Below are 15,303 nucleotides of genomic sequence, written 5' to 3'. Positions count from 1 at the left end.
TGAATAGCTTGTCTATGCTTTGCCAGGTAGGCTGTTTATCAGCCCTTTGCCAATCAGATTAGCTGAAACTGGCGGTTTTCCGATCTCTCTAGCCCAGACCGATAATTGCCCGACATGATGAATCTCATGAGCAATCACATGGCGCATTACCTCACCCCAGGCATCAGTCACGATCCTGCCATCCGGAAGATGATCCTCAAAAATCCTCTGCTCCAGCCCCTCATGCCAAGCCGTTACAAAGGGTTCCACCTCTGTGTGGAATTTTGCATCCAATTCTCGTACTTGCTGCAAAGTCTTGTACCGCTCAAAATCCTCTTGGAAATCCGGCTTTCCTTGCAATACTTAAATCCAGCTCCACTCCACATCAACAATGTGAAAAAGCGTCTTAAGAATACTGCCTACACCACCTATACGTGTTGCGAGCAGCTCCTCCTCAGAAATATCTCCACACCACTCATACCATTGTTCACGGACCATCCAGTTATATTTAAAAAATGTATGCAGGTTAAAAACCTCCTAGAAAGTTGTGTGCTTTTTAATGGGAGCTTAAATGTTTTCGGTATCCCTCCACCTTTTCATCTCTATAACCTAACGATTCATAGAACACATGCGCTTCCTTCCGCTGCTCACCGGAGACTAAAATGATATAATAGCAGTCTCTTTCCCGGGCCGCTTGTTCAATGGCGTTCATAAGTTTTTTGCCAACGCCTTTACGGCGTGCCCGCACTGAAACCACCACATTCTCAATCACCATAAACGGTTTGCAGTCCCCCACTAAGTCCTGACACACGATCCCCATCAAAGACCCTAGTAACTCTCCTTCTACAAAAGCACCCAACAGGATGTAGCGGTTATCCGCCTTGACCCCTTTAAATACTTCTTCAAGCCTATTAAGGTCAGACGGTTTATTCATCAGCTCTTGATATAAATTCCCCAGTTCAGAAAGGGATTCCATTTCTATTTCTTTAATAACAACCATGATTGTTCATCCTGCTTTCTTTTAAATTAACAGCCCTGCTCATACACATACAGTCCACCATTCCGTGGATGAGATATACGCTTTCCATTATAACCTCTTTGGATCAACTGCTGCGCCAACACCTTCATAAAAGCTCCATGGGTAACTACTAACACATTTGCTGATCCAAAATCGCGTTCTAAGCGCTCGATAACTGCTTGTGTGCGGAGTAATGTTGCGGTTCTACTCTCTGACTGTGAGGAATGCCCATAATACCAAGCCATCCGCCCCAGCACTAACCACATAAAATGATGCAGTTTAATTCCCTTCAGCCAAGTTGCAGCAATCTCGATTTCTCTTAACTGCTCCATATATATAATATTACCAGAGTAGATCAGATTCGCGGTATGTATGGCTCTAGGCAGATCACTACTGAGACACACATCCCAAGCTTGCTCAGAGCTTCTAAACTGCCCGAACTTTATATCAGATTGATCATATGCTTCGACCCAAGCGTTAAAATTCTCCCCAGATATTCGTCCGCGCCTCGGTTGATTGTCCACTTTAAAGTGCCTCACTAAACCTATCTTCATTGAACTACACTCCTATTTGCTTAGACATTCAGAGCCCCTTTTAAATCTATGTATCGCTTATATCCATTTGTAAATATCTCAGCACGATCTCAACGCGCTCTCCAACCGATAAATCTTCCTCTATTCGTAAAATAGGACATTCCAGTGTGGACATCCATTCCTCATGCAGCACTTTGCTCCTGACTTCAACTCCAGCAACATCATATAATGCCGCCCACTCCATAAAGGTCTGATATGCTTCGTATTTACTTCCTCCAGGCAAAATATGATCACCATATCTCTCGTACTCTCTGGCTCTTAATCTATCTAAACGAATTTCCGGTGGAAGTCCTAGAAAAATAACCAAATCGAATAATGGTCGAAGGCCATCTCCCCAGCCACATACCGCACCGCTTAAAATCCAAGGCTCCTTATGGGTCAAATCGCTTGTAAGTTTCGCTAATCGCGCATTGACCTCACGCTGCTTAGTGAATTTATGCTCCCAAAAATAGTCGTCACTGTCTAACTGTACATGTGGCAACACTTTAGCTAATGCGTAACCTAATGTACTCGTTCCTACGCCTGAGGCTCCCATAATATGAATTCTTCTCATACATTCCCCCACCTTTAAGTGGATTTAAAGTTGCAATTCGGGCAATTTTCCTCCAAATATAAAAACAAATAGACTGCTCTCTAATGAAGCAAAGCAGTCCATTTATCGTATAGATCTTATTCCGTTATAGCTGCTACGTCTTTAGGAATCCGGCGTGCTGCATCCGTGGATATAGCTGCTTGGATTACTGCCAGGCGGACCTGTTCAACTACTTTTTCGTTAAAAATACTTGGGATGATATATTGCTCATTGAGTTCATCCGGATGAACGACCGATGCAATGGCTTTTGCCGCAGCCAGCTTCATTTCGAGATTCACAGTTCTAGCCCGGCAATCAAGTGCGCCACGGAAAATACCCGGAAAACATAACACATTGTTGATCTGGTTCGGATAATCACTTCTGCCTGTCGCTAGGACACGAACAAAAGGTTCTGCCAAATCCGGTTCAATCTCCGGTGTAGGATTAGCCATCGCAAAAACGATGTTATCACTGGCCATGCTTTTGAGATGATCCACGGTTAGAATCCCCCCACGGGACACCCCAATAAAGACATCTGCCCCTCGTATAACCTCCGTTATTCCACCCTCAATTCCCTCAGGATTGGTTGCGGCAGCAAGCTTCTGCCATTCCGGATTATCATACTGGAGATCTTTTCTGAGAACGCCTTCACGATCAACCGCATAAATATAACGCGCGCCCGCTGCCAGCAGCAGATTACATATGGACACCCCAGCCGCCCCAATACCCACAACAACAATCCGTGCATTTTCAATAGATTTATTTACAACTTTAAGCGCATTCAAAAGTCCTGCAAAAGCCACCACGGATGTTCCATGCTGATCATCATGAAATACCGGAATGTCCAGCTCTTCCGCAAGCCGGCGTTCGATTTCAAAGCAGCGTGGCGAGCTTATATCCTCTAAGTTTATCCCTCCAAAGCCAGGAGAAACTGCTTTTACGATATTGATAATTTCATCCGGATCTTTGGTATTTAAGCACAGCGGAAAAGCATCAATGTTCGCCAATTGCTTAAACAGCATCGCCTTACCTTCCATGACAGGCATAGCTGCTTCCGGGCCGATATCCCCTAGTCCAAGCACAGCAGTGCCGTCCGAAACGACTGCAACTGTATTTCTTTTCATCGTCAGAGAATAAGCTTTTCTGGGATCTTCAGCAATCGCCGTACATACTCGGGCTACCCCCGGCGTATACACTAAGGATAAATCCTCCCGATTTTTAATCGGCATTTTAGGTGTGATTTCAATTTTTCCGCCAAGATGAGCCAGAAAGGTCCGATCCGACACGTTGATTATTTTAATTCCCGGCATCTTCGATAATATTGAGATAATATCTCCATTAGCTGCGTCTTGCACATTCACTGTTATATCTCGGGTAGTGACATCCTTCCCTGCACGTATCACGTCAATAGCAACAATATCTCCGCCAGCTGCGGCAATTCCTGAAGCAACATCGCCAAAAGATGCAACCGATTTCCGAATTTCGAGCCTGATAATCATTGTAGTCGCAATCGACATGAATTAGCCTCTCTTTCTTCAATCCTATTATTTAAAAAATACTATACTTTCCCATTTAAACATATCTTCCGCCTATTAACTAGATCAACGAAAAATTTTTCTTCTTACAGTATTCCCATCCGCACCCGACCCAAATACATCAGGTATGACAGCTACGGGCACAGAGCCATTTTTCCCATAAAAATAAAATTCATCATAATCTTAAGTGTATGTAAGCATAAACAACCGTAAGCTCTTCTACTCTTCATTACCTTTTCTGCATGCTGTAGAGCATCCTGCCGATTCCTTTTCTCCACTAACCCTTTCTAGTTGTTCTCCTTCACTAAGGTCTGTACTGCTCTTCTAGCAAAACAACCTTACCTTCTACAAATGTCAGATGGAATAATCTATCCATTAGCTCTTCGCTAATAAAACTCGTATAGTCCACTTGCTGATGTCTCGCCCCGTTTAGTTCAGCTATAGTTACATCAGGCTCCAGCTTAACCCGCTTAATTTCTTCGCTTGCGTTTCGGATATAGAATCCATTAGGCAATGATTCGGGTTCTAGTACACCATCTTCTTTAGCTGCAATTTCTGCCGCCTCTCCACCGAACCATTCCACCTCATCCAGATCCAGATAAACCGTATTCCCTTCTGTGATAACGCCCTTTATAAAAGCTAATTTTTTCTCCACTTGCGGTAACTTATAAATAATTTTTTTCAGTTCCTCCACACTCTCACCCTGCACTCCGCTCTCAGAGTTAGATTGGATTGAAATCTCACCTATAGTTTGAACTAGCTCCTTGGTAGTTGGGTTAGTCTCTTTTGGTGGCTTGTTATAAAAAGAATATCCATTAAAACCAAGTGAGACTAATGTGATACCCACTAAGACTGTAACCCTTAAATTTTTCCATTTCATAAGCTTCACCCTCTATCACGTGATTTAACGGAACCTTAATAAACAATTGCGCTATATCATAGACAATCACTAGTTGACCGGGCAGAATAAATATTATATACATGTCTTACCTATAACGTAGTTGAAGGAGCTCACACTTATGACAGAATCATTTCAAGCGTTAGTTGTCGACAAAACAGAATCATCCTTCTCCGTAGCTGTTAAACCGGTTACCCTAGAGGATCTGCCAGCTGGAGAGGTTGTAATTAAGGTTGCTTACTCCAGTGTAAACTATAAAGATGGTTTAGCCAGTATTCCAAACGGTAAAATTCTAAGAACATATCCCTTTATTCCAGGGATAGATTTATCCGGTATTGTGGTATCTTCCACAGACGAACGGTTTCATAAAGGGCAGCAAGTCATTGCGACAGGATATGGTGTTGGCGTATCACACTTTGGTGGCTTTAGCGAATACGCTCGTATTCCCGCAGGTTGGATCACTCCTCTTCCCGAAGGCCTGACGCTTAAAGAAGCTATGATCTACGGTACTGCAGGACTGACAGCCGCCTTATCCATACTGGCCCTGGAAGATCATGACGTTTCCCCGGACAAAGGCAAAGTACTTGTAACAGGCGCTACCGGCGGTGTAGGTGGATCTGCTATTGCCATGCTTGGCGCAAAAGGGTATAGCGTAGTGGCAAGCACAGGTAACGCCGAAGCTACCGATTACCTTAGAGGTATAGGAGCCGAAGACGTGATTTCACGTGAAGAGGTCATTGGCGGCGCCAGCAAACCCTTGGACAAACAATTATGGCAAGGCGCAGTAGATTCGGTGGGTGGTGACACCCTTGCCGCAGTTTTGAGTAAAATCACCTACAGAGGTTCTGTAGCTGCAAGTGGCTTAACCGGAGGCACTTCAGTTCCAACTACAGTACTTCCGTTCATTCTTCGGGGTGTTAACCTTCTCGGCATAGATTCCGTTGAATGTCCTGCAGACCTTCGCCAGAAGGCTTGGAAACGGATGGCGAGCGATCTGAAGCCAAGTCAGCTGGAGAACCTCGTGGATCGTGAAGTCACGTTAACCGAGCTACCGCAAGCATTGGAAGATATTCTACAAGGAAACCTTAGAGGAAGAGTACTTGTCCGTTTATCCTAGGTTTAACAACGAAACCTCCCGGAATCTAGAGTTCCGGGAGGTTTTTTTAGTTTACTCTTGGTTATTCGGATATTGGTAATGCGGCTGCTGCTGTACATAGGGTTGTTGGCGATAATGCTGATCATAACCCTGCGTATAGTACCCTTGCATCGGGTATGGCTGATAATTAAAGGCTTGTGTAGCTGGAGGCATTTGTGAAGATATCGGGATGGGTTGTGCCTGCATATGAGCGTATGGATTCATATTTGGCTGCATATTAGGATGCATATTTGGTTTAACATTGGCTTGCATATTTGGAGCCATATTAGGGGCCATATTAGGAGCCATATTGCTGCTGCCCATTACTTTATCTTCTTCGCAGCAGTCAGCAGGAGGGCCGATGAAGGTTCCAGGCTTGATTGGAGCTAAAGCTTCTTTTACCTTAGCTTCATTTAAGCAGTAAGTATGGGCTAATACATTTGCCGGGGTTTTGCTAAGAATATCCGAACCTAAGATAACCTCAGGAATAGGTGCGTCAAAAATCGCGAGTAAATGTGTATTATCGACAGTAGCTATCTCATAATGCCACCAGCCTTGCGGCACATTTGCCACTTGACCCGGACAAATCGGAAAATGCAGAAGTTCATTTGTGAACGGATTGATTAAAGACACTACCGCTGAACCGCAGATACAATATACAAGCTCTGCAGCATTTTGATGATAATGAGGTTCAACCACATTTGATTTGCTAAGAAAAATATCCAGCAGTGATATGTTCTCGAGCGTATTCAATTGTTTAACCGACAGCAAGTTAATGAAGTTGTTGGCATCTTTTTTAAAAAGTGTATTAGTGTTCACATCAAAAGTAAACTCTGTATTGGGGGACGTATAGTCCATGTATGAAGTCACTTTTTTTCCTACCTTTCTGTTGCTATAAATTTTTGCTTTCCCTAAACACAAGATATGCGTTTGCCTATGCCTAGGTGCGGAGATTCACTACTCCTGATAAAAATTCATCTTTCTTTTCTAAACGGGGCATCCTCTAAGTATTACACTCTCACCCCACATAGGAGGCACAGTATGAAATCGATTCGCACAAAAATAGTGTTAGCTTTATGTATCACTGTCTTTACAATTATGGGTTTCCACCCTATGAATCTTAGCTCCACAGTTGAGGCCGCCAATAACAAAACAGCAGCGAAACAGGCGCCTCTTACATTCGTTCTAGTTCATGGGTCTTGGGCTACTGCTGGTTTTTGGGATCAAACGGCCGCCGCACTTCGCAGCTTAGGACACACCGTCTATACTCCGGAATATGCCGGACATGGCGGGGACAAAAACAATAATGTAACGCATGCGCAAATCACACAGTCTGTTGTCGACTATATCAAGCAAAAAGACTTAAAGGATATCATTCTGCTCGGACATAGCTTTGGTGGTTCGGTGATCCAAACCGTCTCTCAGGAAGTACCGGATCGGATCAAACGTCTGGTATTCTTCGACGCCTTCGTACCGCTGGATGGGCAAAGTGTGGCGGACCAATTTCCAGCTGATTCGCTGAAGTACTTTGAACAGCTGAGAGATACTTCCGGCAATAACACCATAACGCTCCCTTTCCCTCTTTTCCGGGATACATTCGTCAACACCGCCAGTCTTGCGGAAGCGCAAGCTTTTTATAAACAAGCTCCTCCTGAGCCAGCAAGTCCACTTTTCGAAAAGCTTGATCTCAAGAAATTTTACAGTCTCCAGATCCCTAAAAGTTACCTTTATCTAACGGAGGACACCGCGATACCGCAAGGTCCATACGGATTCCACCCTACACAATCCAGTCATTTAGGCGTCTTCCGCTTCATCGAGGGCAAAGGAGATCACATGACCACCGTTCGAACCGAACCCAAAATGCTGGCGGAATTAATGGTGAAGGCGGGAAGAGATTAGTCGCTTAACAGCTGGATAATCTAGGTAGCTGTTGTGGCTTGAGCTGGGGTTTTTGGCGCTGAGCTGGTGACGTATGCTACACTCTGTAATGCAAGCTGGGCTTTGTGATGCTGAGTTGGCCTTCCACTCTGGGTTGAACTTTGCGACTCTAAATACGCTAGAGCTTGGCGGGGATCGGACCGAGGAGCCCTTATTTTCATAATTCCGGCGATTTAGCCGTGCTATCGGACTCAGATGCAGCTATTCACCCAAATGTACTCCTATATTGCGTGATTTCAGGGGAATAAGAGCCATACAGTCCGAAACTCTCGCCAGAACGATCATAATGCCAAAATAGCTGCAATACGGTCCGTAACGATCTGTGAAGCGAGGTTTCTTAATTAATCACCAACTTAGGCTGATGATTTGTGACGCTGAGCAGGCATTGTCACTCTGGGCTGAACATTACCACGCTGAGCTGGCCTTGCCACTCTGAGCTGAACATTACCACGCTGAGTTAGCCTTGCCACTTTGAGCTGCACTGTCTCTCTGAGATAGCCTTGCTACTTTGAGCTGGCATTGTCACTCTGATTTGGTCTTCCACGCTGAACTGAACATTACGACTCTAAATACACTAGAGTTTGGCGGTGATCGGACCGAGGAGCTCTTATTTTCATAATTTCGGCGATTTAGCCTTGCTATCGGACTCAGATGCAGCTATTCGCCCAAATGTACTCCTATAATGCGTGATTTTAGGGGAATAAGAGCCATACTGAAGCTAGAATAAAAAGTGGACAGTAGTTAACAGACTGGCGATAATGAGTCCACGGAGGTGTGTTCACATGGGAGAACATCGACAACGGTATAACGAAGAATTTAAAAAACAGACAGTGCAGTTCATTCAAGAGCAAACAAAGACAGTGGGCGACTTGGCGGAAGAGCTCAACATCCCAAAAAGTACCCTGCATCAATGGATGAGCCAGTATCGAGAACTAAAGAATGAACCGGCGGCTAGCATGGATCGAGTACGGGAACTCGAGGCACAGTTGAAAGAAATGAGCCGTCAACTTCAAGAAAAAGATAACAAGATTGCCGATGTGGAAGAGGAATTAGCGATCGTAAAAAAAGCAGTGCACATCTTCAGCAAACCAAGGAACTGAGATTCCAGTTTATTGAAAAACATCGCTCCGAGTTTCTCTTGGAGAAGATGTGCATGACCCTACATGTGTCACGGAGCGGGTACTACAAGTGGCGGACAGAAAAAACCAGTACGCATATGCTTCGTAAGGCTGCGATAATGAAGCGAATTCAGTATCATTTTACAGACCATCAAAAGCGGTATGGGAGTCCGAAGATCACCCGCCTGTTACATCAAGAAGGTTATACCGTTACCGAACGCACGGTGAGTGTGTACATGCGACATATGAAACTTCGCTCCATTGTCTCCAAAACGTATCGGGTACAGACCACTGACTCCAATCATGACCATCCGATTGCCCCGAATACGCTGAACCAGCAATTTAAAATACGCAAACCCAATTCAGTATGGGTTACCGACATTACGTACATTCCTTGCCGGGGAGGGCGCTTGTACCTGGCTAGTGTGATGGACCTTTGCACGCGCGAAATCGTGGGGTGGCGTTTGGAGAACCATATGGAAACTAGCTTGATTTCGGGCGCTTTACAAGATGCCTACGAAGCTAAACAACCGGAAAAGGGTCTATTACATCACTCCGATAGAGGTTCTCAATATACTTCTCATGAATACACGAAGCAGTTGAAAGCGTATGGCATGGAGTCCAGCATGAGCCGCAGAGGTAACTGTTATGATAACGCCTGTATCGAGTCGTGGCACAGCATTTTGAAAAAGGAGCTCATTTATTGTAATCCGCGATTCAAAACTAAGGAGCAAGCCTACCAGACACTTTTTCAATATATTGAGTTTTACTATAACCGCAAGCGAATGCATGGCGCGCTGGGGTATCTTTCTCCAGTTCGTTTTGCTGAGCAATTGACTAGAATGTCTGTTGCGTGACTGTCCACTTTCTTGACAGAGGTCCATACAGTCCGAAACTCTCGCCAGAACGATCATAATGCCAAAATAGCTGCAATACGGTCCGTAACGATGTCTGAAGCGCTGTCTCTTAAGTAATCAGCAACGTAGGCTGATGATTTGTGACGCTAAGTTGGTATTGTCACTCTGGGCCGAACATTGTCACTGATGATTTGTGACGCTGAGTTGGCATTGCCACTCTGGGCTGAACATTGTCACTGATCATTTGTAGAAAAACAGACCACGTGGACTGAACGATGTGCTTTCGAATCAAAAAAAGAGCAAGCGTATGGGAACCCCCTACTACGCTTGCTCTTTTTCCTATCCATAACCAACCTACTTCCTAGGCAATCCGCCACGCGGCAGCTCGGGGTCCGATGTCACTCCGTTAATCACCCAGCTATTCTTCTCTTGCACAAGTGAGATTGTCAAAAGTATAGAAGGTGCTGGTCCACTTGAAGTCGCAGTATCCAAACGCATTTCTATGACCTCTGAGTTCTTGTTAATTATCGTTTCTTTAGTGACCTCGTAGTTCGTGATCCAAGGGCTGGAGACACCCGTCACCCAGTTTAGTTCGACAAACCGCGGATACATAATCTTTTTGAAATCTTTAGAGAAGATCGAATACTGAATCGAGGCATTCCGATGCTGTAATCCGAACCCGTATAGCTCTGATGCTTGAATTGCAGAAGGTAATATAATGCGCCTAGACTCCGGAGCTGGCTTGGGCATAGCCGATAACAGTTCTCCATTAACGTGAGTCATAGTAACGGGAGCTGATGCACCCATAGCCATTCCCGGCAGAAGCAACAATCCCGCAATTAGGGCAGTCGCCATTTTCATTTTGCTAATTAGAATCACCTCATTCGTAGCCTGTTCACTACATGTGAATTGAATCTAATTATTCCCCCACTTCACTCATAAATATGTACACTGTTTCCAAATCCACCAATAATGTATACCTCAATGAATTAAACTGGTAATATAAAATACAACGATACTACACAATCATTAATTCCATTAGATTTTTATAGGAGTGTTCCCATGAAAAAAATCTTAAACATTTGTCTAGCAGCAGGCCTGCTACTCACTCTATCCGTCGCTACCTTGAATACAGCTAGCGCAGAATCCAAGGTCAAAACCTACAAAAACTGCACGGAGCTAAACAAAGATTACAAAGGTGGAGTTGCCATTTCCAGCTCAACCAAGAACAAAGGCGGCAAAACGAAATACAAACCCTACGTATCGAAAGAACTCTATAATGCCAATAAAAAAAGCGACCGTGACAAAGACGGAATCGCTTGTGAGAAATAGGCTTAGCCTTGCTCCACTATTTGCTTGAGTCTTAGATCCGGCGTGAAAAAGAGTCGGTAGCTCAGTACACTGAGCAGCATACTCGTTATGGCAGCAGAGGCAGTGAACGAGAACACAATTAATATCTGATAACGAACAGCTACTACAGGATCAGCGCCCGCGATGATCATTCCGGTCATCATTCCAGGAAGTTGAACAAGCCCAACCGTCTTCATACCGTCGATGGTAGGAATCATGCTGAATTTTACAGATCTTTTTCTAACTTCCTGGACCGCCTGTGGGACCGTTGCTCCAAGAGACAACAACGTTTCAATCTCCCCTTTGCTCTGCTGAATTTCATGCTTGATATGGTTAATGAACAACCCTGAAACCACCATAGCACTGCCAATGGTCATGCCGCTAATCGGAATGATATATTGTGGCGTAGCCTCAATGATATGTAAGCTGAGCAGAATGCCCATCATGAGCAGTTCCATAGTAGCAATCGCCAGTCCAATTCTCCAGACTAATCCGCGCAAGCCTTTGCCTCTTTTGGCTGCATTCCATGCGGCTACACTGATCATAAAGAGTATTATCACAATTACATAAATGACCTGATCCGATTTAAAAATAAATTGCAGCACATACCCCACCGCAAGCAATTGAATGGCCGACCGCACTGTGCCTACAATGATATCTTTTTCCAGTCCGAGCTTTTGCCACACGGAGACCAACATTGTCCCTAATACAAACAGAAGCGTGAAACTTAGTGCTGTATAACTCATAACAACGACGCTCCTTCCGAAGGCCGAACGAACCTTTTAGCCAATTCTTCCGCAGATTCAGCAAAAAAAGACTCGCTCACATGCTGTTCCAACCTGCCTTTTCCCATAAACCATGTAGTTGTGCTTATTCTGCTCGCCTGCTTAAGATCATGAGTGACCCAAATCATCGAAGTGCCTTCTTCCTTATGCCAATCCTCTAGTAGCTTCTCAACCATTTGAGTGCTGTTAACATCGAGCGAAGCGGTGATTTCATCGAGCAATAATACCGTAGGTCGGAGCAGCAAGGATCGAATTAAAGAAATCCGCTGCTTTTCACCACCCGAACAATCTGCCGCTTTTTTGCTTAAATCCAAATGCTCCAGCCCCAATTGCCCAATTAGTCGCTGCACTAGTTTAAGATCATAAGGTTTGTCATGCAGTCTGCTGACAGTTCTTAAATTATCCTCCACACTGCCAGACAGCATGACCGCTTGTTGTGCTACAAACCCTATTTTCATCCTCCATAATCTCGCATCCATACTTTTATATGAAGTCCCATTTACCAACATATCTCCCTCATCCGGAGCATCCAAGAGAGCCAGGATTCTAAGGAGTGTACTTTTCCCTTGGCCAGAGGCACCAATCAATGCGATGCGGTCCGATTCAGCTATGTCTGCGGAGATCTCCGAGAAAAGATATTTCGAAGTTTGGTCGTTACTTTTCCAATTAAGTTTTGCAAGTCTCTGAATCTCAAAAATACTACTCAATCCCCTACCTCCTAATACCATCCGCTAAAATAGCATACCGTCTAGTATTATAGCATTTCAGCTATAAAAAAGAGAAAGACATCCAGTTTCAGGACGTCTTTCCCTATTCGAACTATTGCATTTTATTGATTAAAACGGGCCACAACAAACACCGCAGGTGAATTCCAATAGATCGTCACTTCATTCGTAGAATAGCTAAGCTCATGATCGACAAAGCACTGCGCAGCTGGTTTTCCTTGTAAATGCTCAACTACGTATTCATCATGCAGCCCACGATCTGGCCCCCCTGACACCAATCCCGGCACCGGATCAGCCACATGGTCACCTACAGAAGGGCGATGATGCGGATTCATCACGGCATGATCCCCAAACCCGGTAACATAGCTGATATCCAGAACGTTACGCCCCATCAGATAATGTAGATGATCTAAGGCACAGTCCGCAAAACCGGAGTCTCCACTAAAATATTCAGCCGCCAGCAGCAGCATTGCATTGTTCATTACTAGCATATTGCTGCCCCAGATATAGTCCTCCTCTTTTAAGGAGATCCTATAGCCCTCCTCACGACTCTGTTCCGCTAATCGTTGTGCCTCAGCAACAAGCCCTTCTTTTAACGAGGCATATAAAGCACGGTCTGCTTGCTCCTCACCATTTAACAGATAAGCAATAGTGCCATAGCCCCCCATATCACCCCAGCCTAAACTGTATTTTGGAAAAGCCAGCTGCACTAGCTGCAGAACAGCTTGATGATATTCCTCTTTCCCTGTCGTACGATACAGCTCCGCCGCTGCCCAATACCGCTCGTCCTTATCGACTCCATCCCCGTATTCTCCAGTGCTAATCTCAGGCGGATTCGTAAAACCGGGTACATCTGGATGCTGTACAAGCCATTCCCATGCTGCCCCCGCAGCATCCAGACATTTCCGCGCATAAGCAGCATCAAAAGGCTTGTACACTCTTGCAGCCATAGCCATAACACCAGCAAAATCCCCAGTTGCAGTAGCAGATATTGGTGAGAAGTACAGATCTGCTGTATCGTCCTCAGGCATAACATCCAGACCAGGAAAGCTTAACGTAGTCAATTTATGGTATACACCACCTGTTGCGGAGTCTTGCATTTTAAACAACCAATCGAGCTCCACCTTGCATTCCAGCAGCACATCTGGCGTAGATCCATCACTTTCAGGCAATGGGATAGCGCTTACAAAAGCCGAGGGATATAATTCATAGGCAAGCAGCATATCCGCGATAGCTTTCGCACCGGGACCGCTATATTTTCCATAATCACCTGCATCATGCCAGCCACCCGAACAGTCTAGTTGAAGATCCGGTTGCCCATATACAATCCCTTTTGCAGTATGGCACGCCTTGTGCTTCCAATCTCCAGCATATTCTTCAGTCAACTCAACGCCACAGCGATAATAATAGAAAGCTTTCAGCAAGCCCTGTTGAAGCTCATGATAAGGCTGATCTGAGATTGTAAAGGATGCCGAAGCTACACCCTCGCTCTGCTCAATCCGATATCTTCCCTCAGTATTGACCTCCGAGAAATCACCTGTGTGCAAAGTTACTCCACTGGCTTTATCAAATCTTCCAGCATCTGAACTACCTTTGAACACAATAGTCCCACTATCAACATCAACTACCTGAAAATCATGCTCAGTACCTGTAAATACTGCGATCTTTTGTCCATCCAGCGGATATCCGATTTGATTCACAGTAATGGTGCGAAGTGTACGCTCGCTCATCTTCATTCTCCTTTTATGTAAAAATGATGAAGCTAAAGTAACCATTCTCTTCTAGTTGAGAATACTCTATTCTAGTTATCTATGGCAATGATGTATACAAGAAAAAAACCTAGAGTCACCCGAAAGGAAACGGATAACTCTAGGCGGACAAAACAGCTTATTTGTCGTCAAGCAATTTAATAAAGTTAGCTGGAAGTGTGAACTGCTTATTATGAACCACTATACGGCGAAGCTCTTCCTCGAAGGAGCTAAGATCATCTTCATCATCGTCTTTAATTTCCTTTATATCCCGGTGCAGACGCTCCATTTGCAGATCAAGGGCATGAGCGGCATCCGCCGCATTTTTCAGTTCACGAGTCATACTCTCAGGTACTGATTTATTATATTTATAAAAGATTTTATGTTCGAGGCTTGCCCAGAAATCCATAGCAATGGTACGAATTTGAACTTCTACACAGACAAGCTCCTGACGATCGGACATAAAAACAGGGACTTGAATCAGCAAGTGAAGACTCTGATATCCGTTAGGTTTAGGGTTCTTAATATAATCCTTTACCTCAAGGACCGTTAGATCATCCTGCTTCTGAAGCATCTCACTAACATGATAGATATCAGAGATAAAAGAACAGGTGATCCGCAGACCAGCGATGTCTTTAATACAATTTTTCACTGAATCCAGCGATAATTCACCATTTTTGCGCAGCATCTTGTTCATGATACTTTCTGGAGACTTAATACGCGATTTGGTATGTTCAATTGGGCTGTAATCATGCAGAGACTGAAACTCCTGTTTTAGGATCTCAATCTTCGTTTCCATCTCATCCAATGCAAATTTATAAATTAACATGAAACGAGTGATATCGTGCTTAAGCTTCTTAAATTGTTCGATTTGATTCTCGGGGGTCATTATCTCATTTCTCCTCTTGTAGCGTTTCTCTATATTTATCATAGCCAATCCACTAGTGAATTTCAAATTCAGCGGTAATGTAGCCATAATCCAAACCTACACTTCGTTTGATTACGTACCTTTTGCGCCGTGAATCCGCTTGCGAAGTCGCTATAGGACCCAGT

16 protein-coding genes and 1 pseudogene are annotated in these 15,303 nt (G+C 44.5%); 5 read left to right on the top strand and 12 right to left on the bottom strand.

Features of this window, described 5'->3' with window-relative positions; translation table 11 throughout:
• Positions 1-12: 12 nt before the first annotated feature.
• The 6 genes and pseudogenes from NST94_RS11120 to NST94_RS11095 all read right to left on the bottom strand — a co-directional run bounded on the left by NST94_RS11120 (position 13) and on the right by NST94_RS11095 (position 4,543).
• Positions 13-504, bottom strand: a pseudogene (locus NST94_RS11120) (DinB family protein).
• A 31-nt stretch (positions 505-535) separates the two neighbouring features.
• Positions 536-979, bottom strand: a complete 444-nt coding sequence (locus NST94_RS11115; RefSeq protein WP_076303025.1) for a GNAT family N-acetyltransferase — start codon at positions 977-979, stop codon at positions 536-538.
• Between the two features lie 26 nt (positions 980-1,005).
• Complete coding sequence (locus NST94_RS11110) at positions 1,006-1,551, bottom strand: histidine phosphatase family protein (RefSeq protein ID WP_076187345.1); 546 nt, start codon at positions 1,549-1,551, stop codon at positions 1,006-1,008.
• 46 nt (positions 1,552-1,597) lie between these two features.
• Positions 1,598-2,143 carry an AAA family ATPase gene (locus tag NST94_RS11105; RefSeq protein ID WP_076303026.1) on the bottom strand — a complete coding sequence of 182 codons (546 nt, stop codon included), beginning with the start codon at positions 2,141-2,143 and terminating at the stop codon, positions 1,598-1,600.
• A 116-nt stretch (positions 2,144-2,259) separates the two neighbouring features.
• The gene (locus NST94_RS11100) at positions 2,260-3,678 is read right to left on the bottom strand and encodes an NAD-dependent malic enzyme (RefSeq protein ID WP_076130640.1); all 1,419 of its coding nucleotides are present in this window, start codon (positions 3,676-3,678) and stop codon (positions 2,260-2,262) included.
• Between the two features lie 322 nt (positions 3,679-4,000).
• The gene (locus tag NST94_RS11095) at positions 4,001-4,543 is read right to left on the bottom strand and encodes a hypothetical protein (RefSeq protein WP_339281961.1); all 543 of its coding nucleotides are present in this window, start codon (positions 4,541-4,543) and stop codon (positions 4,001-4,003) included.
• 172 nt (positions 4,544-4,715) lie between these two features.
• Between NST94_RS11095 and NST94_RS11090 the strand changes: the two genes are divergently transcribed.
• On the top strand, positions 4,716-5,711 hold the full coding sequence (locus NST94_RS11090) for an acryloyl-CoA reductase (protein WP_076187339.1): 996 nt from the start codon (positions 4,716-4,718) through the stop codon (positions 5,709-5,711).
• Between the two features lie 51 nt (positions 5,712-5,762).
• Here the strand turns inward: NST94_RS11090 and NST94_RS11085 are convergent, their stop codons facing one another.
• The gene (locus tag NST94_RS11085; protein ID WP_081383448.1) at positions 5,763-6,599 is read right to left on the bottom strand and encodes a cupin domain-containing protein; all 837 of its coding nucleotides are present in this window, start codon (positions 6,597-6,599) and stop codon (positions 5,763-5,765) included.
• A gap of 171 nt (positions 6,600-6,770) precedes the next feature.
• Between NST94_RS11085 and NST94_RS11080 the strand changes: the two genes are divergently transcribed.
• From NST94_RS11080 to NST94_RS11070, 3 genes are all read left to right on the top strand, one after another.
• Complete coding sequence (locus NST94_RS11080; RefSeq protein WP_076187335.1) at positions 6,771-7,628, top strand: alpha/beta hydrolase; 858 nt, start codon at positions 6,771-6,773, stop codon at positions 7,626-7,628.
• An 821-nt stretch (positions 7,629-8,449) separates the two neighbouring features.
• Positions 8,450-8,767: a transposase gene (locus tag NST94_RS11075; protein ID WP_076301905.1), complete on the top strand. Its 318-nt coding sequence runs from the start codon at positions 8,450-8,452 to the stop codon at positions 8,765-8,767.
• Positions 8,716-9,642: an IS3 family transposase gene (locus NST94_RS11070; RefSeq protein WP_143766422.1), complete on the top strand. Its 927-nt coding sequence runs from the start codon at positions 8,716-8,718 to the stop codon at positions 9,640-9,642. The genes NST94_RS11075 and NST94_RS11070 overlap by 52 nt, the downstream gene beginning before the upstream one ends.
• 354 nt (positions 9,643-9,996) lie before the next feature.
• Here the strand turns inward: NST94_RS11070 and NST94_RS11065 are convergent, their stop codons facing one another.
• Positions 9,997-10,497 (bottom strand): hypothetical protein, encoded by a 501-nt coding sequence (locus NST94_RS11065; protein ID WP_179089453.1) that lies wholly within the window; start codon positions 10,495-10,497, stop codon positions 9,997-9,999.
• Between the two features lie 207 nt (positions 10,498-10,704).
• Between NST94_RS11065 and NST94_RS11060 the strand changes: the two genes are divergently transcribed.
• Positions 10,705-10,974 (top strand): excalibur calcium-binding domain-containing protein, encoded by a 270-nt coding sequence (locus NST94_RS11060; protein WP_076187014.1) that lies wholly within the window; start codon positions 10,705-10,707, stop codon positions 10,972-10,974.
• Positions 10,975-10,976: 2 nt separating this feature from the next.
• Here NST94_RS11060 and fetB read toward each other — a convergent pair whose 3' ends face one another.
• From fetB to NST94_RS11040, 4 genes are all read right to left on the bottom strand, one after another.
• Positions 10,977-11,738: an iron export ABC transporter permease subunit FetB gene (gene fetB / locus NST94_RS11055; protein WP_076187012.1), complete on the bottom strand. Its 762-nt coding sequence runs from the start codon at positions 11,736-11,738 to the stop codon at positions 10,977-10,979.
• Positions 11,735-12,484, bottom strand: coding sequence for an ATP-binding cassette domain-containing protein (locus NST94_RS11050; RefSeq protein WP_179089454.1), 750 nt, complete (start codon positions 12,482-12,484; stop codon positions 11,735-11,737). The genes fetB and NST94_RS11050 overlap by 4 nt, the downstream gene beginning before the upstream one ends.
• A 122-nt stretch (positions 12,485-12,606) precedes the next feature.
• Complete coding sequence (locus tag NST94_RS11045) at positions 12,607-14,232, bottom strand: glycoside hydrolase family 9 protein (protein WP_076303030.1); 1,626 nt, start codon at positions 14,230-14,232, stop codon at positions 12,607-12,609.
• 157 nt (positions 14,233-14,389) lie between these two features.
• Positions 14,390-15,139 (bottom strand): GTP pyrophosphokinase family protein, encoded by a 750-nt coding sequence (locus NST94_RS11040; RefSeq protein WP_076130330.1) that lies wholly within the window; start codon positions 15,137-15,139, stop codon positions 14,390-14,392.
• Between the last annotated feature and the right edge of the window lie 164 nt (positions 15,140-15,303).

It is taken from the genome of Paenibacillus sp. FSL H8-0282, from assembly GCF_037963825.1.
Taxonomy (GTDB): Bacteria; Bacillota; Bacilli; order Paenibacillales; family Paenibacillaceae; genus Paenibacillus_AQ; species Paenibacillus_AQ odorifer.
The sequence above is the reverse complement of the archived record's forward strand: the minus strand, read 5'-3'. Positions and strand labels throughout refer to the sequence as shown.